Source organism: Mesorhizobium sp. SARCC-RB16n (assembly GCF_008520305.1).
Lineage (GTDB): Bacteria > Pseudomonadota > Alphaproteobacteria > Rhizobiales > Rhizobiaceae > Mesorhizobium.
Map to the genome: position 1 here is coordinate 71234 of NZ_ML703306.1, position 22022 is coordinate 93255.

The 22022-nt window shown below is 64.2% G+C and carries 25 protein-coding genes and 1 pseudogene; 12 read left to right on the top strand and 14 right to left on the bottom strand.

Translation table 11 applies throughout. The annotated features are described in order from the left end of the window. Positions 1-163 precede the first annotated feature (163 nt). On the top strand, positions 164-1342 hold the full coding sequence (locus C7I87_RS33590; protein ID WP_149908229.1) for a flavin-containing monooxygenase: 1179 nt from the start codon (positions 164-166) through the stop codon (positions 1340-1342). Here the strand turns inward: C7I87_RS33590 and C7I87_RS33595 are convergent. After that, the gene (locus C7I87_RS33595; RefSeq protein WP_149908230.1) at positions 1334-1558 is read right to left on the bottom strand and encodes a hypothetical protein; all 225 of its coding nucleotides are present in this window, start codon (positions 1556-1558) and stop codon (positions 1334-1336) included. The genes C7I87_RS33590 and C7I87_RS33595 overlap by 9 nt on opposite strands. 133 nt (positions 1559-1691) lie before the next feature. Next, positions 1692-3695, bottom strand: a complete 2004-nt coding sequence (locus tag C7I87_RS33600; protein ID WP_149908231.1) for a PhoX family protein — start codon at positions 3693-3695, stop codon at positions 1692-1694. A 237-nt stretch (positions 3696-3932) separates the two neighbouring features. On the opposite strand from C7I87_RS33600, the gene C7I87_RS33605 reads away from it, so the two are divergent. Next, positions 3933-4472, top strand: coding sequence for a hypothetical protein (locus tag C7I87_RS33605; protein WP_149908232.1), 540 nt, complete (start codon positions 3933-3935; stop codon positions 4470-4472). A gap of 117 nt (positions 4473-4589) precedes the next feature. Here C7I87_RS33605 and C7I87_RS33610 read toward each other — a convergent pair whose 3' ends face one another. The 4 genes and pseudogenes from C7I87_RS33610 to C7I87_RS33625 all read right to left on the bottom strand — a co-directional run. Next, positions 4590-5252: a response regulator gene (locus tag C7I87_RS33610; RefSeq protein WP_149908233.1), complete on the bottom strand. Its 663-nt coding sequence runs from the start codon at positions 5250-5252 to the stop codon at positions 4590-4592. Beyond that, entirely contained in the window at positions 5249-6640 is a 1392-nt protein-coding gene (locus tag C7I87_RS33615; RefSeq protein WP_149908234.1) for a sensor histidine kinase, read from the bottom strand. The genes C7I87_RS33610 and C7I87_RS33615 overlap by 4 nt, the downstream gene beginning before the upstream one ends. Before the next feature lie 157 nt (positions 6641-6797). Continuing rightward, positions 6798-7049: a hypothetical protein gene (locus C7I87_RS33620; RefSeq protein ID WP_149908235.1), complete on the bottom strand. Its 252-nt coding sequence runs from the start codon at positions 7047-7049 to the stop codon at positions 6798-6800. Between the two features lie 46 nt (positions 7050-7095). Further along, a pseudogene (locus C7I87_RS33625) lies at positions 7096-7422 on the bottom strand (IS1 family transposase); the annotation flags it as partial. Positions 7423-7566: 144 nt separating this feature from the next. On the opposite strand from C7I87_RS33625, the gene C7I87_RS33630 reads away from it, so the two are divergent. From C7I87_RS33630 to C7I87_RS33645, 4 genes are all read left to right on the top strand, one after another. Next, positions 7567-7905, top strand: coding sequence for a hypothetical protein (locus C7I87_RS33630; RefSeq protein WP_010912538.1), 339 nt, complete (start codon positions 7567-7569; stop codon positions 7903-7905). A 24-nt stretch (positions 7906-7929) separates the two neighbouring features. Next, positions 7930-8631 carry a phosphatase PAP2 family protein gene (locus tag C7I87_RS33635; protein WP_149908236.1) on the top strand — a complete coding sequence of 234 codons (702 nt, stop codon included), beginning with the start codon at positions 7930-7932 and terminating at the stop codon, positions 8629-8631. Positions 8632-8915: 284 nt separating this feature from the next. Further along, complete coding sequence (locus tag C7I87_RS33640) at positions 8916-9194, top strand: helix-turn-helix domain-containing protein (protein WP_149908237.1); 279 nt, start codon at positions 8916-8918, stop codon at positions 9192-9194. Positions 9195-9262: 68 nt separating this feature from the next. Next, a complete protein-coding gene (locus C7I87_RS33645) occupies positions 9263-11011 on the top strand; it encodes a SulP family inorganic anion transporter (protein WP_149908238.1) in 1749 nt (582 codons plus the stop codon). Here C7I87_RS33645 and C7I87_RS33650 read toward each other — a convergent pair. The 3 genes from C7I87_RS33650 to C7I87_RS33660 all read right to left on the bottom strand — a co-directional run bounded on the left by C7I87_RS33650 (position 11001) and on the right by C7I87_RS33660 (position 12940). Further along, positions 11001-11627 (bottom strand): DNA-3-methyladenine glycosylase, encoded by a 627-nt coding sequence (locus tag C7I87_RS33650; protein WP_149908239.1) that lies wholly within the window; start codon positions 11625-11627, stop codon positions 11001-11003. The two genes, C7I87_RS33645 and C7I87_RS33650, sit on opposite strands and share 11 nt — an antisense overlap. Continuing rightward, a complete protein-coding gene (locus C7I87_RS33655; protein WP_149908240.1) occupies positions 11606-11986 on the bottom strand; it encodes a nuclear transport factor 2 family protein in 381 nt (126 codons plus the stop codon). The genes C7I87_RS33650 and C7I87_RS33655 overlap by 22 nt, the downstream gene beginning before the upstream one ends. 99 nt (positions 11987-12085) lie before the next feature. Beyond that, a complete protein-coding gene (locus C7I87_RS33660) occupies positions 12086-12940 on the bottom strand; it encodes an SMP-30/gluconolactonase/LRE family protein (RefSeq protein ID WP_149908241.1) in 855 nt (284 codons plus the stop codon). A gap of 113 nt (positions 12941-13053) precedes the next feature. Here C7I87_RS33660 and C7I87_RS33665 point away from each other — a divergent pair, with 113 nt between their 5' ends. After that, positions 13054-13839, top strand: coding sequence for a helix-turn-helix domain-containing protein (locus C7I87_RS33665; RefSeq protein ID WP_149908242.1), 786 nt, complete (start codon positions 13054-13056; stop codon positions 13837-13839). Between the two features lie 179 nt (positions 13840-14018). Here C7I87_RS33665 and C7I87_RS35510 read toward each other — a convergent pair whose 3' ends face one another. Next, the gene (locus C7I87_RS35510) at positions 14019-14159 is read right to left on the bottom strand and encodes a hypothetical protein (protein ID WP_188394109.1); all 141 of its coding nucleotides are present in this window, start codon (positions 14157-14159) and stop codon (positions 14019-14021) included. On the opposite strand from C7I87_RS35510, the gene C7I87_RS33670 reads away from it, so the two are divergent. Next, on the top strand, positions 14139-15176 hold the full coding sequence (locus tag C7I87_RS33670; RefSeq protein ID WP_246696527.1) for a tetratricopeptide repeat protein: 1038 nt from the start codon (positions 14139-14141) through the stop codon (positions 15174-15176). The two genes, C7I87_RS35510 and C7I87_RS33670, sit on opposite strands and share 21 nt — an antisense overlap. A 4-nt stretch (positions 15177-15180) precedes the next feature. Here C7I87_RS33670 and C7I87_RS33675 read toward each other — a convergent pair whose 3' ends face one another. Both C7I87_RS33675 and C7I87_RS33680 read right to left on the bottom strand, forming a co-directional pair. Then, complete coding sequence (locus C7I87_RS33675) at positions 15181-16116, bottom strand: CHAD domain-containing protein (protein WP_149908244.1); 936 nt, start codon at positions 16114-16116, stop codon at positions 15181-15183. Then, positions 16113-16586, bottom strand: coding sequence for a CYTH domain-containing protein (locus C7I87_RS33680; RefSeq protein WP_149908245.1), 474 nt, complete (start codon positions 16584-16586; stop codon positions 16113-16115). Before C7I87_RS33680 ends, C7I87_RS33675 begins: the two co-directional genes overlap by 4 nt. Positions 16587-16675: 89 nt before the next feature. Here C7I87_RS33680 and C7I87_RS33685 point away from each other — a divergent pair, with 89 nt between their 5' ends. From C7I87_RS33685 to C7I87_RS33700, 4 genes are read left to right on the top strand one after another with little or no spacing between them, the layout of a single operon-like run. Next, the gene (locus C7I87_RS33685) at positions 16676-17380 is read left to right on the top strand and encodes a CerR family C-terminal domain-containing protein (RefSeq protein WP_149908246.1); all 705 of its coding nucleotides are present in this window, start codon (positions 16676-16678) and stop codon (positions 17378-17380) included. Beyond that, positions 17377-18330 carry an HlyD family secretion protein gene (locus tag C7I87_RS33690; protein ID WP_149908247.1) on the top strand — a complete coding sequence of 318 codons (954 nt, stop codon included), beginning with the start codon at positions 17377-17379 and terminating at the stop codon, positions 18328-18330. Before C7I87_RS33685 ends, C7I87_RS33690 begins: the two co-directional genes overlap by 4 nt. After that, the gene (locus tag C7I87_RS33695; protein WP_149908248.1) at positions 18327-19247 is read left to right on the top strand and encodes an ABC transporter ATP-binding protein; all 921 of its coding nucleotides are present in this window, start codon (positions 18327-18329) and stop codon (positions 19245-19247) included. The genes C7I87_RS33690 and C7I87_RS33695 overlap by 4 nt, the downstream gene beginning before the upstream one ends. After that, the gene (locus C7I87_RS33700) at positions 19244-20380 is read left to right on the top strand and encodes an ABC transporter permease (RefSeq protein WP_149908249.1); all 1137 of its coding nucleotides are present in this window, start codon (positions 19244-19246) and stop codon (positions 20378-20380) included. Before C7I87_RS33695 ends, C7I87_RS33700 begins: the two co-directional genes overlap by 4 nt. A 36-nt stretch (positions 20381-20416) precedes the next feature. Here C7I87_RS33700 and C7I87_RS33705 read toward each other — a convergent pair whose 3' ends face one another. Then, entirely contained in the window at positions 20417-21400 is a 984-nt protein-coding gene (locus tag C7I87_RS33705) for a threonine/serine dehydratase family protein (RefSeq protein WP_149908250.1), read from the bottom strand. A gap of 213 nt (positions 21401-21613) precedes the next feature. After that, positions 21614-21937 (bottom strand): hypothetical protein, encoded by a 324-nt coding sequence (locus C7I87_RS33710; protein ID WP_149908251.1) that lies wholly within the window; start codon positions 21935-21937, stop codon positions 21614-21616. Positions 21938-22022 lie beyond the last annotated feature (85 nt).

A 22022-nucleotide genomic window follows, 5' to 3' on the forward strand; every position in this document is an offset into this window, starting at 1 on the left:
TGTTTCCGGGTGGCGGCGCAATGCGCTGGAACGCAGCCGCGGCCGGATGCAGGCTTCGGCAATCGGCACCGATCCGCCGTGTGAGGTCTGCGCGCTATCAAACGGTTACAGCGGCCTGCGAGCCTCGCGGGGTGCCGCAAGGGCGAATGGGATTAGAGGGTGAATGGCTGATACGACAACCAGACCGATGATGGAGCAGTTGGCGGCGGTCGAGCCGGCAATCGTCATTGGCGCCGGCGCCGCCGGGCTGGCTGTCGCGCAGGCCTTGATCAAGGCCGGCGTGGCGACGGCGGTCCTGGAGAAGGAAAGCCGGCTGGCCGAGCCCTGGCGCCGGCGCCACGAACAGTTGCACCTCAACACCCACCGCGATCTCTCGGCGCTGCCCGGCCTTGCCTATCCCAAGGGTACCCCCGCCTTTCCGCATCGGGATGTCGTCATCCGCCATATGAACGATTTCCATGAGGTGAACCGTTTGCCGGTGGAGTTTGGCGTCTCCGTCGAGGCCATCGTGTCCGGGGGCGACCACTGGATCGTGCGCACCAGCGCCGGCGCGCGCCTGGCACGTCATGTCGTCGTCGCCACCGGCCGCGACCGGGAACCCTTCACGCCGCAATGGCAGGGCATGCAGGCGTTCGCGGGCCGGATCATCCATTCGGCGGATTTTGGCGACGCCCGGGCCTATGCGGGCAAGAAGGTGCTGGTTGTCGGCGCCGGCAATTCGGGCTTCGACGCCCTCAATCATCTGGCGGGCATCGACACCGCCGCTGTCTGGCTGTCGGCCCGCAACGGTCCCGCTCTCTTGCCCAAGCGCGTCGGCAAGATCGCCGTGCACCGTCTCTCGCCGTTCATGGCGCGCCTGCCGCTGCGCGTCGCCGATGCGGTTATGGCGGTGACGCAGCGCCTGGTTTTCGGCGATCTCACCAAATTCGGCATGCCGCCGGCACCTGCCGGCGGCGCCAGCCGCCTGACTTCGGACTATACCGCCATCGCCGCGGACGACGGCGCCGTCGATGCCATCAAATCGGGCAGGACCGTGGTGGTTCCGGCCATACGGGAGTTCACCCGCGACGGCGTTATCCTGGCCAATGGCAGCCTGATCGCTCCCGACATCGTCATTGCGGCGACGGGCTACCGCACCGGACTGGAGCGCATGGTCGGCGATCTCGGCGTGCTCGACGAGAAGGGCGTTCCGCTCTTCAACGGCGGCCAGGCCGATCCGAAACTGCCCGGCCTGTGGTTCACCGGCATGCGGCCGAGCATCCGCGGCTGCTTCGCCAATGCCGCCATACTGGCCAAGGCGATCGCCAGGCGGATCGCCGGTCAGCCGGGCACCTCACGCTGATTTCGGCTCCAGCCGCCGGAAACCGACAGCCTCGGTCAGCATCTCCTCCTCGACCATGCCGGCATTGTAGAGGGCAAGCAAGGTGAGAGCCAATTCACGCGCCTCGGCGGATTCGGGATGCGCTTCGCGTCGGCGACAGGCTTCATCGAAGACACGCTGCAAGGTGGCCACTTCGTCAGGTTTGAGCAGGCCGCGGTCGTAGATCGACTTGGGCATGGCGATGATCTCCTGATCGTGATCTAGGGCGCCATGTGTAAATTGCCAATCTTTCCCGAGGCTTGAATACAATACCACACAAAAGAGGGGCTCCGGATCCCGAAACCCCTCTCGTGTTCCATCTCGCCCGACGTCAGACGGCGATCTTGCCGCCACCCTGTTTGGTGATCGCCACGACCGCCGGCCGCACCGGCATGTCAGGCTTGAAATCGGGCCAACGGGTCGACGGGTCCTCATAATAGGAGGGCCTGCCAAACGCTTCCCAGTCCTCGCCACCGTCGCCCGGATGCTGGACGGCGACGAAGGCGGTCTGATCGTCCGGCGCAAACAGCGGGCCGCACATTTCGGCGCCGATCGGCACGCGGAAGAACAGTTTCGAGGTCGCCCGCGCCGATCCCTCTGTGTCCACCGCCCACAGGCCGTCGGTGCGGCCGGTGGCCTTCGGGCCCTGGCCGTCGGTGGCGACCCACAGGCGCCCGGCCGAATCGACCGCGCAATTGTCGGGCATGCCGAACCAGCCATTGGCCGTCGTCGCGGTGGAGAAGGTGGCACCGACATCGGCCACCGACGGGTCGCCGCATTTCAGCAGCACTTCCCACTTGCCCTTCGTGGCGGCGAAATCGCCGCCGTCCTCGACGATCTCGATGATGTGGCCGAAGGCGTTGCCGGCGCGCGGGTTGGCGGAGTCGATCTGGTCAGCCTTGCGCTTGGAATTGTTGGTCAGCATGACATAGACCTTGCCGTTGCCGGCATTGGGCTGGATGTCTTCGGGCCGGTCCATCTTGGTGGCGCCAAGCAGGTCGGCGGCGCGGCGCGTCTCGATCAGCACGTCGGCCTGGCCGGCAAAACCGTTTTCCGCAGTCAGCGGACCTTGGCCGAACACGATCGGCATCCATTCGACCGAGCCGTCCTCGGCGAATTTGGCGACATGCAGCGTGCCGTCGTCGAGCAGATCCTTGTTGGCCGCGCGGTCGCCGGCGTTGAACATGCCCTTGGTGACGAATTTGTAGACGTAGTCGAAGCGCTCGTCGTCGCCGAGGTAGAAGACGACGCGGCCGTCCTTGGCGACGATCGATTCGGCGCCCTCATGCTTGAAGCGCCCCATGGCGGTGCGCTTGCGCGGCACCGAATTCGGGTCGTTGACATCGACCTCGACGATCCAGCCGAAGCGGTTGGGCTCGTTCGGCTCCTTGGCGAGGTTGAAGCGGTCGTAATGCGCGCCCCATTCATAGGCGCCTTCCGGGATGCCAAGGCGCTTGTAGTTGGCGGCCTCCTTGTGGCCCTCCGGCAGCTCGCCGGAGAAATAGCCGTGGATGTTCTCCTCGGCCATCACATAGGTGCCCCAGGGCGTGACGCCGCCGGCACAGTTGTTGACCGTGCCGAAAACTTTCGTTCCGGATGGATCGGCATTGGTCTTGACGCGGTCATGGCCGGCGACCGGGCCGGACAGCGTCATCTCGGTATTGGAGGTGATGCGGCGGTTGAGCTTGCCGTCGCGCACCACCTGCCATTTGCCGCCGTCCTTGCGGATCTCGACGATGGTGCCGCCATGGGCGGCCATCTCGACATCGACCTGCTCCTTGGAGAGCGGCGCCACTTCGGCCGACTTCTTGCCGTCCTTCTCGACGATCTTGACGATGCCCGGGAACATCAGATGCGGATTGGTGTATTCGTGGTTGACCACCAGCAGACCATGTTCCACCGAGCCGTCGATCGCGATATAGCCGACATAGTCGTTATTGTAGCCGAACTGCCTGGCCTGGGCTTGCGCCGACTGCTTCGTCGGGTCGAATTCCGGCGAATCGGCAAACAGCGGATCCCCCCAGCGCAGCAACACGTCGGCGTCGTAGCCCGGCGCGACATGGTGCTTGTCGTCGATGCCGGCCTCGAGTTCGTCGAATTTGAAGGCGGAGCCTTCCGCGGCGCGGGCATCGTCGGCGGCGATCATGGCCAGCGGGCTGACGGTGGCGGCGATCGCCGAGACGGCAAGCGAACCCTTGAGGAAGCCACGGCGCGAAAACCGCGCGGCGATGATCTCGCCCATCGTTCTGTTTTCGCTGGGATTGTTGGCCGGGCCTTCGTTTTCCTCGAGCAGGCTGGTGCGGAATCGGGCGTCGGGGGAGCGATGTTCGGTCATGGGAACCTCTGGAGCTTGTTGCCTGTTCAACCGCATTACAGACGGCTGATCACATTTTCGTGACATCGTATCCGCGCTGCCGCTCCCTCTGGGACTTTGGTCCAATCTTGCGCCTGCAAAGGTCCTGGGAGACAAACGCAACGGTCGGAGGTCGCTTCCGGTCACCACGTCTTTCGGCGATGTTGGTTGCACTGCAACGTTGGGGTGGGCGCGCCGGCTCAATCGACGGAGATCAGTATGCGCGGATCGATCACGGCTCGTTGTTGCCGTCTGGCTCTCGGATCGGCGGCTCTTCTGGCGCTGACCATAGCTCCCTATGGAATTGCCTTCCATGGCTTCGTCCCCGGGATCGAGCCTGCGACCGCACTTGCCGGCAAGGGCGGCAACGGCGGTGGCAACAACGGCAATGGCAACGGAAATGGTGGCGGCAACGGGAATAGCGGTGGCGGCAACAGCGGAGACAGCGGCGGAAATAGCGGTAACGGAAACGGCGGCGGCAACAACGGCAACGGCAACGGAAATAGCGGCGGCAATTCCGACAATGGCGGTGGCGATGCGGGATCCGGCAAGGGCCAGGGCGACGACAACTCCAGCCATGTCAACGCCACGACCGGCGATAAGGTCGACGTGGACGGCAGCCAGATTTCAGTTCAGCACCCCGACGGCTTGACGGAAAAGATCGAGAACGGCCGTTTCAGGATGAAGGACGCGCTCGGCCGCACGATCATCGACCGGCGAGCCACGCAGGCCGATGTGAACCGTCTCAAAGCCCTCTGAATCTCGGCCCTCTGAATTTCGGCCTTGTGAAGCTGGTCAACAGGCAACGACCAGTTTCACACGTCACCTCCGCCGCCCCCCGGCGGAGGTGACCTCGTTTCGCGGCGCTCCAATGCTCTATGAGCGGTCCCTCTCGCGGTCGCGAACCTCGCGCATCATGAGGGCTGCTTCAGTGCGGTTTCGCACGTTGAGTTTCGACAGCACCCCCGTCATGTGGTGCTTGACGGTCTTCTCCTGCAGCTCCAGGCGCAAGGCAACTTCCTTGTTGCTCAGTCCCTCCGCCACCAGCCGCAGGATTTCGGTCTGTCGGCCGGTGAGTTGCCGCAGCCGGTCAGCCACGCCGTTGGCAGGCTGCAGCGACTGGACATCGGAAAGCAGCCGGGCCGACAACGTCGGCGAAAGATAGCTTTCGCCAGCCGCCACGTTGCGCAGGATATCGGCAAGCGAGCGCGAACCGACTCCTTTGAGGACATAGCCGCGCACCCCCGCGTTCAGGGCCCTGGTCACATCGGCATTGGCCTCTGAAACGGTCAACATGACGATCTTCTGGGCGGGATGGTCGGCAAGGATGCCTGCAACCGCGGGCAGGCCGCCGCCCGGCATGGAAATGTCGAGCAGCAATATGTCGGGCTGCATGGTCGAGGCGATGCGTTCCGCGTCCTGCGCGGTCGCACCTTCTCCGACCATCTCGAAGCCTCCGATCTCCGACAGGCTGCGCGTCACGCCTTCGCGGAACAGCGGATGATCGTCGACAATAGCGATGCGAATGGCGCCCATCATGCTTGCTCCTCGACCGAAAGACGGATCACCAGCTTCGTGCCTTTCGGCCCGGTGATGGTTTCGAACTGTCCGCCAATGCTTTCAACCCGCTCCCTGAGGCCGGCCAGCCCCAACCCCTCGACGCGCGCCGGATCGAAGCCCGGCCCGCCATCCGACACTTCAACGAAAAGCCTGCTATTTTTCATGCCCGCACGCACCGCCTGATCCTTGCCCCGCCCGTGACGGTAGGCATTGTTCAGCCCCTCCTGCACGAAGCGATAGATGCTGATCTTCTCAGAAGGGCCAAGCTCCGGCAAATGTCCAGGCAGCGCGAGCCTCACGGACGTTCCCGTCCGGCGCTCATGTTCCTCGACGGCCAGCCGCAGCACGACCGCCGCCGCCGCCGTTTCTATCTGCGGCAGCACAAGGCCGGTGCAGATGCCGCGTATTTCGCGCATCGCGTCCTCCAGCGTCTTGCGGATCATGGCGACCTCGGTCGAGCGGCCTTCGCTGCCATGGCCGTCGCCGGTAAACACCGGACTGTCCATGCGCAGCGCCGCCAGGGCCACGAGCTGGGCCGGGCCGTCATGCAGGTCGGCGCCGATCCGGCGCAGGTATCTTTCGTTCAGCGCGGTGGCGCGGCGTGACGCCCGCTGCACGCGTTGCCGCAAGGCGCTGTTCTGCGTCACCAGGCCCTGCAGCTCCGACACCTGGCGGCGCAGCGCCCCGCGCTGGTCGTCGATGGTGCGGCTGGCGCGCAGGACGATGCCCGACAGAAGCAGGAATGCCGTCAAGGTGGTGCCGGCCACGACCAGCCAGCTCGACAGCAGGGCGGAAGCCAGGGTGGCTTCGAAATCGGTCGCTACCTCATAGAATTCGGTGACGGCGACCACGTCGCCGGACCAGGGTTCGCGCACCGGATTGTAGATCTCGAGCAACGGCACGCCCTCGGCCCGCTCCTTGTCTTCGTTCTCGTCGAACGTATCGAACTGGGCAGCGACGCTGCCCTGGAAGGCGGAACGCAGGTTTTTGTTCAGGTCGAAGCGGCGGCCGATCAAATTCGCGTCCTTCGCGTAGAGCACCGTGCCGTCGCGGCGCCAGAGCCTGAACGAGGCCAGGCGTTTGCCGAGCGCGCCCTGGCCGAGCGTCTCGTCGAGCGCCTGCTTGACGGATTCGCTGAGCTGCTCGCTCTTGCGCAGGTCAGGCAGCAGCGGCGCAATCACGCTGTCGACATAAAGCGCCGTCGTGGCGGCCGAATTGCGAATGACGCCGTACCGGATCTGCGTCGTCACCCAAGTCCCTATGACCAGCATGACGACCAGGAGCCCAAAGCCGCCGGCAACGACGAATTGCACGGCAAGGGAAAGCTCGCTCCAGCGCCGCGCCAAGTTCTGAAGAATACGAATCATGGTCCCCTGACCGCCCTTCTATCGACAGGCTGGGCGATTCCGGCACATTGAGCTTCGGTCTCGCCGTTGCCAAGACCCTCGTTGGAATGACGTCGCTTGACGGGTAGTGGGTCAGTTTGAAATTTCGGGGTTGCGGGAAGTCAACCCGGCGAATGCCTTAATCTTCGGCCAATTCCACCCGAACTCGCTGCCATTCTTCCCAACAATTTTCTGGATCAATATCGAGATAGCCTCGTGACTCATCCACCTGTCGAGCAACCTCCGGAGGCATCGCAATCGCCGGACAGGTGTCGCGGATTTGGACCACCTCTTCCTCTGTCAGAGGACTACCCTTTGTTCGCTCCCGGTTAAGCAGGGTCGCTACAAGGCTGGGCACTGGGTAGATAATAAGGCCGCCGTTCTCGCTCATCGTTGCACCGTGGTTGTCAGTCCTCTTGCTGACGCTTGCGCTATGTTCATGCGGCGACCATGCGCTTTTTATAGGGGCCGCGCACCATTGGGTTTTCGGCTTCCTTCGCTTCGATCAGCGCAACGATGTCCGCAATCTCCCAACGCTTATCCGTCACGCCAGCGGCCATCGCAGGCGTCATGCGCAACGTGGCATGGATGCGAACAAAATTGTAGTGCATGAAATGTAGCGCCACCGCGTTGGCATGGGCTTCTACCTTCTTTGAGAAGCCGTTTGTCAGGCGGGTGAAGCGGCGCATGTGCATCCGCATGGTAAGGTTCTGGCGTTCCGCAAATGACGTGCTGACATGCTTGATGTCGGGATCGCCTTCGATCCGACACCAAGACCCGCTCGCAAATCCTGCACATGAATTTCAAACTGACCCACTACCTTGGAATGACGTCGCTTGACGTCTCGGCGCGCTTCGGAAACAAGGTCCGCGATATCGGGCGAAAGCCGCTTCTAGGGGGACGGGACGTTGAGTTTTTCGGGACTGCTGCAGCTTGGCTTTTCGACGGTGATCTTCCTGCTGGCTGCGACCGCCGCTAAGCAATGGGGACTGGCGCCCAGCCTGGGCAAGATCCTGCTGACGCTCGCGCTCTATTCGCTGGGCAATCTGATCATGCTGCGGCTGATCCGCGAATTCGGCATGTCGGTATCGTTCAGCCTATCGGCGGTCATCCAGCTGGTCTCGGTCAACGTCGTGGCGCTGGTGTTCTTCGGCGAGCGCGTCAATGCGCTGCAGGCGACCGGCATCATGCTGGCGATCGCCGCCGTGGCGCTGATCACGCTCGGGCCCTATCTGCAAGGGCGATGATATGACGACTGCGGTACCGGCCCCATGAAAGACAACGCAAGCCCTCTGCTCAACCGCATCGAATTCCCGGTTCTGCTCGCCGGCCTGGTCATTGCTGGCGGCCTCTGGGGTTTTGTCGAGCTGATGGAGCTTGCACGCGCCACCATCCCGCATGGTTTCGACACCGAGATCCTGCTCGCCTTCCGCCAGCCGGGCCAGCCCGGCGTTCCCATCGGCCCGCATTGGCTGGAAGGAGCGATGCGCGACATCACCAGCCTCGGCAGTAGCAGCGTGCTGGTGCTGATCACCACGGCGACGATCATCTATCTGCTTTTGATCCGCAGGCGGGGGACCGCGCTTCTCATCTTCGTCGCCGTGGCGGGCGGCCAGGTGCTGTCGAGCCTGCTGAAAGTCGGCGTCGACCGGCCACGCCCGGAACTGGTTTCGCATCTGGTCAACGAGACGTCGCTTTCCTTCCCGAGCGGCCATGCCATGCTGTCGGCGGTGACCTATCTCACGCTGGGTTCGCTGGCGGCGCGTTTCCTGCCGGGCCGGACGACCAAGATCTACGTGCTGTTCCTGGCGGTGCTCACGACGGTGCTGGTCGGCGTCAGCCGCATCTATCTCGGCGTCCACTGGCCGTCGGACGTGCTGGCCGGCTGGTGTGCCGGCTTCGCCTGGGCGATGCTATGCTGGTTGGTGGCGAGGCTTCTGCAGCGGCGCATGGCGGTGAGCGACGATGCCTGACCTCGCCGTCAGATCAATCTGTTGATGAGGTGTCCACCACAGCCCCCCAGCGCCAGAACCATCGATAGCAAGCATGCCGATATCATCAAAGCCTTGAAAACGGTCAACCGCGTTACCCCGCCCCGATGGGACACCATCCTAGCTTGAAATCCTCAGGGGAGTATCGAAGAAAATGAACAATCAGGCGACGGCGATTACGTCTAATGCGTTGACAATGATGCTTGAAGCATCACAATAATGGTATTATACATTATTTCCGCAGACTCAGACATGGGTTCCGGCCGATGATCACTGCCGCGCAGATGCGTGCCGCAAGGGCCTTGGCCGGCATCGACCAGAAGACGCTCGCCGAGCGCGCCGGCGTCTCGCTTCCGACCATCCAGCGCATGGAAGCGAGCGATGGCGTGGTCAGGGGCGTGGTCGATACGCTGATGAAGGTCATCCAGGCTCTCGACGGGGCCGGGGTGGAGCTGATCGGCGAGAACCAGGCCAGCGAGCGCGGCGGCAGGGGCGTGCGCCTCAAGCCCGCCGTGCCGCCGGATCCCAAGGCTGAGCCGGCATAAGTCGCGACGGCGACCGCCGACAGTCCTGCCGACGATCCCGCCGCCTTTGCAGGTGCGGAAGGCAGTCCATGGATCAAGCGCGTCAGGCAGTGCATCAACCAGCCCATGGGCCGGCACATCAGCTGGTGAAGCCGACATTTTCCGAACTGTTCACGCCGAAGCTGGTGACGGTCTGGCGGGAGGGTTACCACCTGCCGCAATTCAAGGCCGACTTCATGTCCGGCCTGACCGTCGCCATCGTCGCGCTGCCGCTGTCGATGGCAATCGCGATCGCGTCGGGCGTGACGCCGGAGCGCGGCCTCTACACCTCCATCGTAGGCGGCTTCATCATCTCGGCCTTGGGCGGCAGCCGCTTCCAGATCGGCGGCCCCGCCGGCGCCTTTATCGTGCTGGTGGCGGCCACGGTTGCGCGGGTCGGAGTCGACGGCCTGCTGCTGGCGACGATGATGGCGGGCGTCTTCCTGCTTGCGATCGGGTACCTCCGGCTCGGCACCTACATCAAATTCATTCCCTATCCGGTCACCGTCGGCTTCACCGCCGGCATTGCCGTCATCATCTTCTCGGGCCAGATCGTCGAACTGTTCGGGATGACCCTGCCAGGCAGGGAACCCGGACCGTTCGTGCCCAAGTTGATTGCGCTTGGCGAAGCGGCCGGCACGATCAACCCCGCTGCGACCTTGGTGGCGGTGTTGACCATCGCAACCATCGTTTTCCTGAAGCGCTGGCGGCCGAAATGGCCTTCCATGCTGATCGCCATCGGGCTTGCCTCGCTCGTCGTGGCGCTGTTCGCGCTGCCGGCCGAGACGATCGGCACGCGCTATGGCGGCATCCCGCGCAGCCTGCAATGGCCAGCACTTCCACCCGTCAGCTTCGGCAGGATGCTCGATGTCCTGCCGGACGCCGTCGCCTTCGCCCTGCTCGGCGCCATCGAATCGCTGCTGTCTGCTGTTGTCGCCGACGGCATGACCGGCCGGCGGCACCGCTCGAATTGCGAGCTGGTGGCGCAAGGCTTCGCCAACATCGCGTCCGCCCTGTTCGGCGGCATCTGCGCCACCGGCACCATCGCCCGCACCGCCACCAATGTGCGGGCCGGCGCGCACGGCCCGGTTTCGGGCATCGTCCATTCGGCCATCCTGCTGGTGCTGATGCTGGTGGCGGCGCCGCTAGCCAGCTACATCCCGCTCGCAGCCCTTGCAGGCGTGCTAGCGGTGGTCTGCTGGAACATGTTCGAGAAGCAGGCCTTCGCCACGCTGCTCAGGGCATCGCGCGGCGATGCGCTGGTGCTGCTGGCGACCTTCCTGATCGTCGTCTTCCGCGACCTGACCGAAGGCATCGTCGTCGGCTTCGCGCTCGGCTCGATCCTGTTCATCGACCGCATGGCGAAGTCCGTCGCCGTCGAGGCGGATCTGGCGCAGGACGATGTCGCCGACAGCGGCGCCCGCGCCTATGATTCGAGCGAAGCAAGCGACGCGGATACCATCGTCTACCGCATCTCGGGCGCCTTCTTCTTCGGTGCCGCCTCCACCGTCGGCAGCGTGCTCGACCGCATCGCCGACCAGCGCCGCAACTTCATCCTCGACTGTTCCGCCGTGCCGCTCTTCGATTCGACGGCCGCCAATGTCATCGAAAGCGCGGCCCGCAAGGCGAGGCGCGCCGGCGTGCGCTTCATCATTTCGGGCGCCTCGCCGCGGATAAGGCGCATGCTGATCAACCACGGCGTCAAGCGGCCGCTGGTGACCTATGCCGCTTCGATCCGCGACGCGCGGGCGCAACTGGCGGGGAAACAGGAGGCGGAGCAGCCGTCCGTCACCGGTTGAGCGATGCCGGGCCGCTGACGAACGGGCTTCCCACGCGGTAAAATCGCAGCAGGCGCTCGGCATCCTTCGAAATGCCGATCCTGACACTCTGCCCGATGGCGCCGGTTCCAGAGCCATCCCGCGCGAGCCATAGCGGGCCTTCACGGCAAAGGTCGATCCCGTCGAGCGAACGATCGATCCGCAATGCCGAGGCCAGCCTTCCCGGCCCGCGCGCCAGGTCGCTCAGGCGCTCGACGCCACGGTTCAGCCGCATGATCGCGACGCCTTCCAGCGGCTCCAGCGCCCGGATCAGCACGCCGGTTCCCCTGCCTTGCGTCTCGCTCGAAACATTCAGCATGAACGAGATGCCGTAGGCGAGATAGACATAGGCGTGCCCGCGCTCGAGAAACAGCGACCGGTTGCGCGGCGTCATTCCCCGAAAGCCGTGCCCGGCGGCATCGCCGGCGACATAGGCTTCTGTCTCGACGATGCGGCCGCTGACCCTGCCTTCTGGCAAGTCGCGCACCACCAGCTTGCCGATGAGATAACGGGCGAGGGCGGCCGTATCGTCCGGCAGTTCTTCGCGCGCGAGTGGCGGATGATTGCCGCTGTGGCTCACGGCGTCCGCTCGACCCATTGCGCGCGCGAAGGCCCGGGTTCGAACGGATCGCCGAAATACTGGGTCTCGCGGGCCACTTTGCCGTCGAGGAACTCCATGATGCTGACGGTGTAGGATGGCCGCCCGTCATAGGTCAGGACATATTCCGTGACCCAGAGGTCACCGGTGCCGGTGATGCGGCGCACGGTGAAGCGCTTGCTATTGGGCTGCGCGGCGCGCGATGACTGAATGTTACGCCGCCCACTTATGCGCTCGCCCGATTGCGGATAGTCGAGCACCGCATCTTCTCGGTAGATCTCGTGCTCCATCTCGAAGTCGCTGGCGTCGGAGGCGGCCCAGTGGCGATCCAGGGCCGCTCTGATCTCCCGGTCGTCCATGGCAAACCTCCTTGACCATCGCCGTGGATGGACCGTCCTACCACGGTCCGTCCACGGCTGTCAGCGAAGGTCGTGGGGATCGGCCTTGGTGCGCCGGTTTCAGTCGAGCTTCAGCGCCGCGACCTCGCCCTCGTTCATCAGCGGAACATAGAGGATCGACTTGCCGTCGGTACCGATATCGGCGCTGCCCGGCTTGAAATGCGCCACCGCTTCCGGCGTGCCGCCGGTCCTGTATCGATAGAGCGTGCCGGTCATGTAGGCGGTGGCATAGATGGTGTCGCCGATGACGATGACGCCGTCGAGGTCGGCGAATTTCTGCGCGCCCGCCAGCGGCCTTACCGCCTTGCTGGCCAGGTCGACCACCAGCAGCCCGCCAGGCTCGGCCGTGCTGAAGTCGGCCTTCATGCCTTTGCCCCACGAGGCCACGATCAGCCTGGTGCCATCGGCAAAGACGCCGTTGGGAGAAGCAAGCAACGGGTCCTTGACGAACAGATCCGGCCTGTCGCCGTCGATGCGATAGATCGTATCGGCGAGCATGTCGGTGACATAGACTTTGCCGGACTGGTCCGATGTCATGTCGTTCAGGAAGACCGCGTTCGGGACCACGATGCTGGCAATGAGCTTGCCGCTGGCGAGGTCGACGACACGGACCTTGGTTATGTCGGCGACATAGAGCTTGCCGCCCGATATCGCCATCCCCTTGGGCGCGTCCATGCCGTCGGTCCAGTGCTGGGTCACGACCTTGCCGTCGGGGGACAGCACGCTGAGATAGCCATTGCCGTCGGCGTCGCCCGGATTGCCTGATATGTTGGAAACGATGATGCGGTCGTTGGCGGCGTCGAACAGCGCCGATTCCGGCTGTTCGAGGCCTGTTGCGCGCCAGAGCTCGCCGGCCCGGGCGGGAGCCGCGATGCCGATGGCGGCGATGAAGGCAGAGGTGATGAGGCGTTTCATGTCCGGTCTCCTTTGATGATGGCGGAGACCTATGGTTTTCGATACTTTTCGGGAAGGGCGATTGCCACTAGTATCGAATATCGATACGAAACCGCCGGCAAGAGGTGCATCCCATGAACGGTCTGATCTTCGAGGCGCTGAAGCGGACGCTGAAGGCGAAGGGCGTCACCTATCGCGGGCTCGCCGAGCGCATGGGGGTTTCCGAGCCGACGGTGAAGCGCATCTTCCATGAGAAGAACTGCAAGCTCGACCGGCTGGTGGAGATCTGCGCCGCCGCCGGCGTGGAGCTGGAAAACGTGCTTGGCTCGATGAACCGGGGGCCGGGGCCGGTCAACCACGTCGCGCCGGAGATCGAGCGCAAGCTCGCCGGCCGGCCGGCGTTGCTGTTCGTCTTCGTCATGCTGTCGGAAAAATTCACGCCTGAAGGCATCATGCGCTCGCAGGGCCTGAGCGAAGCCTCGATGTTCCTTTATCTGCGCGACCTCGAGGAACTCGGCCTGATCGCGCTCGGCCGTGGCCTGTCGGCGAAATTGCTGGTCGAAACGCCGATTCAATGGAATTTCGAGGGGCCGCTCAGACCGCTGTTCGAGATGACCAACAAGAATTTCATCGGCTGGGCGATCACCCATATCGAGCGGGAGGCGACCTTCGTCAGCTTCTCCAGGCGGATGCGTCCGGAGACGGCGGAGATGGTGCGGCGCGAGGCCGAGGAGTTGGCCGACCGCGCGAAACTGCTGGCCCATCACGACCAGCACACCACCCCCGAGGACGGGTTGGTCGGCTACAAATGGACGTTCGCCTTCGGCGCCACCCCGTTCGAGGCGATCATGCCGATCGGCCCGCACCCGCGCGACGCCGGCGCGCGGGTGGATGCTGGCGAGCCACGTATGCCGGCATAGCCGTTGCGCGACCGTATTCCCTACGACCTCGGCGTCTCAGGTCACCGTCCCTTGGTCGAAGCCGTGCGCTAGTATGGGCTTGGCGATAGCGAAGCGGTAGCGGATGATGCAAGATCTCTGGCGTATGGATGGATTGCGCCGAATCATGACGATACGGTTCGCAACGCGTCCGATCAGCCTCATTCTTGCGAAAGACCTTGCTCTTGCCCCTCCTTGTCGCTGCCTCCGTATTCATTGGCGCTTGGATAAGCCTTGTCCTGCACGAGTCTTCCCATGCTCTCGCCGGACATCTGGCAAAATTGCAGATAAGGGAGCTTCATCTCGGTTCAGGACCAACATTATTCCGCACCCGACTGCTGAGGATGGAGGTCAGCGTAGGAACTATTCCGCTTATGGGCTGGGTGAGAACGGCTCCTCAATTATCCTTTTCAAAGCCGGCTAACCTGTTTTTTATCGCCGCAGGGCCAATGATGGATATTGGCTGGTTGGGGGTCCTGACTGGTTTAATGACTATCTTTCGCGGCACGGAATTCGCAGACACCGTCCTGGCCCCGGTCGTTGTAGTTCAGATGATGATGGCCTTCGGTAGCGTTGTTCCGCATCACGTCAAAGTCTTCGGTGGGAGACTGCCCAACGATATGCTAGCCTTATGGAAAATTCTTCGGAGAAATCCCGACTCGAACGCTGTGCTCCGGCAGCACTATCTGAACCGCTTGCGGCCGTATATGAGTCCGGATGATCCGCCGTGGCACCCCTCGGGTCAGTCGGATCGTGTCGCTTTCTATGTGTTAAAACCTGACCTGACGGACGAGGACATTACAGCGCTCGAAGATGAGCTGACCCACACGACGTCCGCAAGCGAGCTACTTCTCCTCATTGACACCGCCGCCACGAAAATCCTCGCCAACCCCGCTCCGCCGCCCTCTCGTCTCGATGCTTTGCTAGACCGCCTGACGGAGAAGGCCGTGGCCATGGCCCCGGAACTCCGTACGCTGAAAGGGACACGCGGCGCGGCGCTCGCGCGATTGGGCCGCCACGAGGAGGCGCTGGATGTTCTCGCCGAGGCGGACGAGTCCAACGATTTCAATCGCTGCTTGAACGCCGCCTTCCAGGCATTGGCACATTTCCACGCTGATCGAAAAGAACTGGCCGCCGCGGAGCTTGAGACAGCCATCGCCATCTTGCGATCTAACAACTGGGCGGGCACGGTCGGCTGGAAAATCGTAGGCACCGTCTGCGTGGAAACCGGATACCCCACTCTGACAGAGTGCGAACCGACGAAGCCCAATGCTGAAAACCTTGCGCCTCCGCGCTGGATCGGCCGCAAGGAGGCATGAAGGATCAGGCCGCTTTCGCTTCTTCCTGCGCCGGGCTGGCAAGATCGTCGCGCGCCTTGCGGGCAAGCCTCTTCGTCGAACGTTTCGGGTTGTCGCCAAACAGTTCGGACGCCTCGGCAAGGCACGCCTTCTTCAGGCTCTTTTCCGAACGCTTGAGCAGCTTGCCGAGAAGTTTCGTATCCTCGGGCGGCCCCAGCGGCTCGCTGTCCGCCTCGAGCAGCGCGCGCATGACGAACACATCATGCAATTCGCCGAGCCGCTCGCCCAGTTCATCGACAGCTTTGCGCCGCGCCTTGATCGGCGTCGGCCACAGCCTGCCCAGCAGCGAAAGGTGCATGCCATGCGTCTTGGCCGCCTTGCGCAGGTCGTGGAAATCGTCGGCCTCGCCGTGCGAGCCGGCCTTGTCGAGCGCCTTCCTGGCACGGCGCAAGGTGGCGCGGGCGCCTTCGGCAAGCACGTCGGCGGCCTGTTCCGGCTGGTCGGGCAAGGCAAGGGTTTCGATGCGCTTCATGCCGTCTTCGCAGGCCGCGGTTGCCGCGCCGATCGCCGCCTGCAGCCCGGCACCTTCATGCAAATCATGCTGGCGCGCGACCAGCCTGTCACGTACGGCATCGAGCCCGCCATCGACGCTTTCCCTAGCAAAGCCCGCCGCCAGCCGATCGATGGTTTCGATCAGGGCTGTCGCCTCACGCGGGCCGGCAAGCAGCGCCGCCACATTGCGATAGCATTGGTTTTCCGTGGCGCAGAATGTTTCGTCTCCGGAACGAACGAGGCGCAGCAAGGCGCGCGCGCTCTTCAGCCGCTTGCGGCATTTGTGCAGCCCCTGTTCCGGCCGAGTGCGCGCCGCATCCAGATGCAGAAGGGCCTTGCCGATTTCCTCGGCAAGAATGCGTCTGACCTCGCCGGTCAGCGGCATGCGCGGGTCTATGCGAAAGCTCATGCGGCGATCTCCGGTATCCCCCCGAGGGCGAGCGACGCGTTGTAGAACTTCTGTACGCCGGTGACTTCACGGCCGAGCCAGTCCGGCAGCATTTCATCCGGAACGTCGTCCGGCGTCTCGAGTTCGGCCACCACAAGTCCCGCCAGTGCGCCGCCAAAGACATCGACTTCATAGAGATAGCCGCGATGCCTAACATGGTGTCGTGTCTTCTCGATGACACGTCCGACGGCGAAGTCCAGCATCTCCACCGCCTCCGCCAGCGGGATCGGATATTCGAATTCGTCGCGCTCGCGCGCGCTGTTGCCGAATTTGAGCGTCAGCATGGCCGAGGCTCCGTCGCTGATGCGGATGCGGACGGTTCGTCCGGGTGCCATGGCGAGATAGAACTGGAGAATGCGGATATCCGCTTCCACCAGATCCCGCCATGCGGTGCTGGAGACCAGGAATTTACGCTCGACTTCCTTGCCCATGGCCAGACACTAAAGCGTTTGCTGTGCGCGATGGCAAGACGGCGCAGCGCGAAGTTGACTTTAATCAATCGATTGATTAAAGTGTCAGAATGATCAAATTGCCGGACGCCAAGACGCCCCGCCGCACGACATCGCCGGCAGATCTGACGCGTGCCGCGCTGGTCCGAGCGGCGCTAAAACTGTTCGGGCGGCAGGGTTTCGACGGCACCTCGACGCGCGAAATCGCCGCCGAGGCGGGCGCCAATATCGGCTCGATCGCCTATCACTTCGGCGGCAAGGAAGGTCTTCGCACCGCTGCCGCCGACTTTATCGTCGAGACCATTCAGGCGGTCGCCGGCCAGGCGCTCGGCAATGGACAGGCCGCGACGGCAAGCGACCCGGAGGCGGCGCGCGCGCAACTCTTCGCGGCGCTGGAGCGGATGGTCGGCTTTGTCGTGGCCAGCCCGCAGGCCGGAGAGATCGTGCAGTTCGTGCTGCGCGAGCTGTCGCATCCGACGGCGGCGCTCGACCGCATCTATGACGGCGTCTTCGAGCCGACGCATCGCCGGCTGTGTCTGATCTGGGAGCAGGCCACGGGCGAGCCGGCCGAGAGCGAACGGACCCGACTCACCGTTTTCACCTTGATCGGCCAGGTCATCTATTTCCGCATCGGCCGCGAGGCGGTGATGCGCCGCATGGGCTGGCACGACATCGGTGCCGTCGAGGCCGCCAAGGTGGTGGCGGTCACCACGGACAACCTCGGCGCCATACTGGCCGCCCGAAAGGAGGCGGGGATGAAAGGATCAAGCCAATGAGCTTTCTGTGTTCGCTGCCGCTCGCCGCGCAACTGTTCGGCGCCTGCGCGCCGGCGGCACCGCTCGCCGTCGGTTATGTCGAGGGCGACTATGTACTCCTGGCGCCGATCGAGGTGGCGCAGGTCGAGACGGTGACGGTCAAGCGCGGCGACCGCGTCACGCCAGGAGCCACCGTGGTGACACTCGAAAATGCCGACGCCAAGATCGCGGTGGCGCAAGCCCAAGCGGCGCTGGCACAGGCGCAGGCGCAGTTTGCCGACCTCCAGGTCGGCAAGCGGCCGGACGAGATCGCCGTGCTGAAGGCTGCGGTCGACATGGCACGCGCCCAGGCCGCCGACGCCAAGCGAAAGAACGACCGCGCCGCCGATCTGTTCAAGCGCGGCACCGGCACCCAGGCGGACTATGACACCGCCTCCGCGACGCTGGAAACCGCCGACGCCCAGGTTGGCCAGGCCGAGGCCAATCTCGCCGTCGGCGGCTTGCCGGCCCGCCCCGAGACGATCAAGGCCGCCGACAACCAGGTCAAGCAGGCACAGGCGGAGCTGGAACAGGCGCAATGGCGGCTGTCCAAGCGCATGCTCGCCGCTCCTTCGCCCGGCCGCGTCAACGACGTCATCCGCAATCCGGGCGACACGGCAGGGCCGACCGCGCCCGTTATCTCGGTGCTTCCCGACGGCGCGGTGAAGCTCAGCGTCTACATACCGGAGACCGCCTTCTCCTCGGTCAAGGTCGGCAGCCTGCTCAGCGTCCATTGCGACGGCTGCGGCCCGGACGTGAAGGCGCGCGTCAGCTATATCTCGCCCGATCCCGAATTCACCCCGCCGGTGATCTATTCGCTCGAGAACCGGCAGAAGCTGGTCTACCTCGTCGAGGCGCGTCCGGAGGGCGATGCGGGCCCGCTGCAGCCCGGCCAGATCGTCGATGTCGATCTCGCGGATATCGGAAGATGAACGCCATCGACGTTCACGGCCTGGTCAAGCGCTTCGGCGACAAGACCGTCGTCGATCACGTGACCATGTCGGTCGCCGAGGGCGAGATCGTCGGCTTCCTCGGGCCGAACGGCTCGGGCAAGACCACCACCATCCGCATCATGTGCGGCCTGCTGACGCCGGACGAAGGCGATGGCACGGTGCTGGGTTTCGACATCCGCACCGATGCGCTCAAGATCAAGCGTGAAGTCGGCTACATGACGCAGAAATTCTCGTTCTACGAGGATCTGACGATAGGCGAGAACCTCGAATTCGTGGCGCGGCTCTACCGGCTGAAGCCGGTCGAGGAGTATGTCGCCAGGACATTGGAGGACCTCGGCCTGGCGACGCGCCGCAATCAGCTGGCCGGCACCTTGTCCGGCGGCTGGAAGCAGCGGCTGGCGCTGGCCGCCTGCATCATGCACAAGCCGAAACTGCTCCTGCTCGACGAGCCGACGGCCGGCGTCGACCCGAAGGCGCGACGCGAGTTCTGGGACGAGATCCATCGCCTGGCCAGCGGCGGGCTCACCGTGCTGGTCTCCACCCACTACATGGACGAGGCCGAGCGCTGCCACCGCATCAGCTACATCTCCTACGGCAAGATGCTGGCCACCGGCACCGTAGCCGAAGTGGTGAAGAATGCGGGCCTGACCACTTTCGTGCTGCAGGGTCCGCGGCTCGACGAGGTGGCGCAAGCGCTGCAAGGCCGCCCCGGCGTCGACCAGGTGGCCCCGTTCGGCGCCACGCTGCATGTCGTCGGTTCCGACCGCGGGAAACTTGAAGCAGCGCTTGCCGATGTCGAGAGAGAGCACAAGGGCGTGACGGTGACGCCGGGCGAAACCAGCCTGGAGGATGTCTTCATCCAGTTCATGTCGGGATCGAAGGACAATATGGCATGAACAGCGTCTTTTCCTTCGCCAGGCTCGGCGCCCTGCTGATCAAGGAGTTCATCCAGATGCGGCGCGACCGCATCACCTTCGCCATGATGCTGGGCGTACCGCTGATCCAGCTCGTCCTGTTCGGCTATGCTATCAACAACGACCCGAAAAGCCTGCCGGCGGCATTGGTGGCCACCAGCAGCGATCCCTACACCCGCGCCATGGTCTCGGCGCTGCAGACCACCGGCTACTACCGCTTCGACCATGTCGCGCAGAGCGCGGAGGAGGCCGAGTTCCTGATGGCGCGCGGCGACGTCGCCTTCGTCGTCACAATCCCCGCCGATTTCGCCCGGCGCGTCGAGCGCGGCGACAAGCCGCAGATCCTGATCGAGGCCGACGCCACCGATCCGGCGGTCGCCAGCGGCGCCATCTCGACGCTCGGCACCATCGCCGGCCAGGCGCTGCTGAGAGCGCAGGGCATGCAGGAAGCCGCCGCGGAGGCCGCCAGGGGGCAGCTCGATGTCGTCGTGCACCGGCGCTACAATCCCGAAGGCATCTCGCAATACAACATCGTCCCCGGCCTGCTCGGCGTCATCCTGCAGATGACCATGGTGATGATGACCTCGATCGCGCTGACGCGCGAGACCGAGCGCGGCACGATGGAGAATCTCCTGGCGATGCCGTCGAGCCCGCTGGAGATCATGATGGGCAAGGTGCTGCCCTATCTGGCGGTCGGCGCGGTGCAGGTGGTGGTGGTGCTGGCCGCCTCGAAGCTTCTGTTCGCCATCCCGTTCACCGGCTCGATGACGCTGCTCCTGTCGGCGGTGCTGGTGTTCGTGCTGTCCCTGGTGCTGCTCGGCTACACGATTTCGACCATCGCGCGCACGCAGATGCAGGCGCTTCAGCTCACCTTCTTCTTCTTCCTGCCCTCGATCATGCTGTCGGGCTTCATGTTCCCCTATCGCGGCATGCCGGACTGGGCACAGACCTTCGGCGAGATTTTTCCGCTGACGCATTTCCTGCGCATCACCCGCGCGGTGATGCTGAAGGGCGCCCAGCTGCCGGCGGTGGCGACGGAGATCGGCTGGCTGGTGGTCTTCGTCGCGCTGTTTGCCGGCGTGGCATTGGTGCGCTTCAGGCGCACGCTGGACTGACGAGGGCCTCGCCAGAGCCTGCTGAGTTGCGGCCTCCTACGCCGCCGCCATGATCCCGGCATAGGTGCCGAAATCGACATTGCCGCCGGACAGCACCACGACAACGCATTTGCCCGAGAGCTCGATCTCGCCCGATGACAGCGCCGCCAGCGCGACGCAGCCGCCGGGCTCGACCACCAGCTTCAAATGGGCCATGGCGTCGCGCATCGCCTGCGCGGTCGCCTTGTCGGAAACCGCGATGGCGCCGGCAAGGTTGCGGCGGTTGATCTCGAAAGTGATGGCGCCCGGCTCGGCGGTGAGGATCGCGTCGCAGATCGAACTGTGGCCCGGCTCGTTCGAAACCCTGGCGCCCGACGCCAGCGAGCGGCGCGTGTCGTCGAAATGCTCGGGTTCGACCGCCCAGATCGCAGTGCCTGGCGAGGCATCCTTGACCGCGACCGAAATGCCGCTGGTCAGGCCGCCGCCGCCACAGGGGATGACGACCGCGTCGAGCGATACACCCAGCGCCCGCGCCTGCTTCACCAGCTCCAATCCGATCGTGCCCTGCCCGGCGATGATGGCCGGGTCGTCGAAGGGCGGCACCAACGCCATGCCCTTGTCGAGATAGGGGCGAACCACCGTCATGCGGTCGTCCTTGAAACGGTCGAAGGGCACCACTTCGGCACCCATCTTGCGGACATTGGCGATCTTCATCTCAGGCGCATCCGCCGGCATGGCGATGACCGCCTTGACGCCGAACATGGCCGCGGATGCCGCCACGCCTTGCGCATGGTTGCCCGAGGAAAAAGCGACGACCCCACGAGAGCGTTCCGCCTCGCTCAGCGACGACAGCTTGTTGTAGGCGCCGCGGAACTTGAACGAGCCGGTGCGCTGCAGCGTCTCCGGCTTGAACAGGATACGGCCGCCGAAGCGCCTGTTCAGCTCCTGCGATTCGATCAGTGGCGTTTCAACGATCAGGCCCGAAAGGCGCGCGGCGGCGGCGTGGATGTCGGCGATGCCGAGAGGGGTGATGGCGGTCATGCAAGGTCCAGCAAAACAGGTAGCGTCCTGTCATGATGCCCGCAAAGGCACGTGGCGCACCATTGAAAACATGTGACCGTTACAAAATTGGTGGGTCACCTCAGCCGGCGGTGCCGCCCCTCACCTGCCTGCCGGCATCCTCTCCCCGTATAGTGACGGGGAGAGGGGCGATGTCACCGGCGATTTCGCCAACCATTGGCGGCGCGCCTCAATCTAGCCGAGCAACGTCCGTTGCCTTTTTGTCCCGCCCAGCTTGCGCCAGCTGTTGAACCGGTGCGTGGCGGCGGCGAACGAGATCTTCATCTGCTGGGCCACCGAATAGCGTGACTTGCCTTCGTCGAACATGCGGTAGCAGCACTCGACGCCTTCCTCGGTCAGCTTGCCGTCCGGCGCCTTGTTGTGCGGGTTGGCGGGGTCGAATTTCTCGACCTGTTGCTCGACCAGGCCCTTCAGGCGTTGCAGGTCGGCCTCAATGCTGGCGATGAGATCGAGAACAGGCTTTGGATCATAGGCGTGTGCAGGCTCTTTTGCCGTCATCTGCGCGTTCCTTTCCTGGATTTGGTCTCACATATAGGTGAACATTCACCGATAGTGAAGTGACTGGGCTCATGCCGACGTTTCA

Excerpts from the sequence above, each read along its gene's own strand:
- C7I87_RS33590 (WP_149908229.1), top strand. The coding sequence starts at position 164 with ATGGCTGATACGACAACCAGACCGATGATGGAGCAGTTGGCGGCGGTC.
- C7I87_RS33595 (WP_149908230.1), bottom strand. The coding sequence starts at position 1,558 with ATGCCCAAGTCGATCTACGACCGCGGCCTGCTCAAACCTGACGAAGTG.
- C7I87_RS33600 (WP_149908231.1), bottom strand. The coding sequence starts at position 3,695 with ATGACCGAACATCGCTCCCCCGACGCCCGATTCCGCACCAGCCTGCTC.
- C7I87_RS33605 (WP_149908232.1), top strand. The coding sequence starts at position 3,933 with ATGCGCGGATCGATCACGGCTCGTTGTTGCCGTCTGGCTCTCGGATCG.
- C7I87_RS33610 (WP_149908233.1), bottom strand. The coding sequence starts at position 5,252 with ATGATGGGCGCCATTCGCATCGCTATTGTCGACGATCATCCGCTGTTC.
- C7I87_RS33615 (WP_149908234.1), bottom strand. The coding sequence starts at position 6,640 with ATGATTCGTATTCTTCAGAACTTGGCGCGGCGCTGGAGCGAGCTTTCC.
- C7I87_RS33620 (WP_149908235.1), bottom strand. The coding sequence starts at position 7,049 with ATGAGCGAGAACGGCGGCCTTATTATCTACCCAGTGCCCAGCCTTGTA.
- C7I87_RS33635 (WP_149908236.1), top strand. The coding sequence starts at position 7,930 with ATGAAAGACAACGCAAGCCCTCTGCTCAACCGCATCGAATTCCCGGTT.
- C7I87_RS33640 (WP_149908237.1), top strand. The coding sequence starts at position 8,916 with ATGATCACTGCCGCGCAGATGCGTGCCGCAAGGGCCTTGGCCGGCATC.
- C7I87_RS33645 (WP_149908238.1), top strand. The coding sequence starts at position 9,263 with ATGGATCAAGCGCGTCAGGCAGTGCATCAACCAGCCCATGGGCCGGCA.
- C7I87_RS33650 (WP_149908239.1), bottom strand. The coding sequence starts at position 11,627 with ATGGGTCGAGCGGACGCCGTGAGCCACAGCGGCAATCATCCGCCACTC.
- C7I87_RS33655 (WP_149908240.1), bottom strand. The coding sequence starts at position 11,986 with ATGGACGACCGGGAGATCAGAGCGGCCCTGGATCGCCACTGGGCCGCC.
- C7I87_RS33660 (WP_149908241.1), bottom strand. The coding sequence starts at position 12,940 with ATGAAACGCCTCATCACCTCTGCCTTCATCGCCGCCATCGGCATCGCG.
- C7I87_RS33665 (WP_149908242.1), top strand. The coding sequence starts at position 13,054 with ATGAACGGTCTGATCTTCGAGGCGCTGAAGCGGACGCTGAAGGCGAAG.
- C7I87_RS35510 (WP_188394109.1), bottom strand. The coding sequence starts at position 14,159 with ATGAAGCTCCCTTATCTGCAATTTTGCCAGATGTCCGGCGAGAGCATG.
- C7I87_RS33675 (WP_149908244.1), bottom strand. The coding sequence starts at position 16,116 with ATGAGCTTTCGCATAGACCCGCGCATGCCGCTGACCGGCGAGGTCAGA.
- C7I87_RS33680 (WP_149908245.1), bottom strand. The coding sequence starts at position 16,586 with ATGGGCAAGGAAGTCGAGCGTAAATTCCTGGTCTCCAGCACCGCATGG.
- C7I87_RS33685 (WP_149908246.1), top strand. The coding sequence starts at position 16,676 with ATGATCAAATTGCCGGACGCCAAGACGCCCCGCCGCACGACATCGCCG.
- C7I87_RS33690 (WP_149908247.1), top strand. The coding sequence starts at position 17,377 with ATGAGCTTTCTGTGTTCGCTGCCGCTCGCCGCGCAACTGTTCGGCGCC.
- C7I87_RS33695 (WP_149908248.1), top strand. The coding sequence starts at position 18,327 with ATGAACGCCATCGACGTTCACGGCCTGGTCAAGCGCTTCGGCGACAAG.
- C7I87_RS33700 (WP_149908249.1), top strand. The coding sequence starts at position 19,244 with ATGAACAGCGTCTTTTCCTTCGCCAGGCTCGGCGCCCTGCTGATCAAG.
- C7I87_RS33705 (WP_149908250.1), bottom strand. The coding sequence starts at position 21,400 with ATGACCGCCATCACCCCTCTCGGCATCGCCGACATCCACGCCGCCGCC.
- C7I87_RS33710 (WP_149908251.1), bottom strand. The coding sequence starts at position 21,937 with ATGACGGCAAAAGAGCCTGCACACGCCTATGATCCAAAGCCTGTTCTC.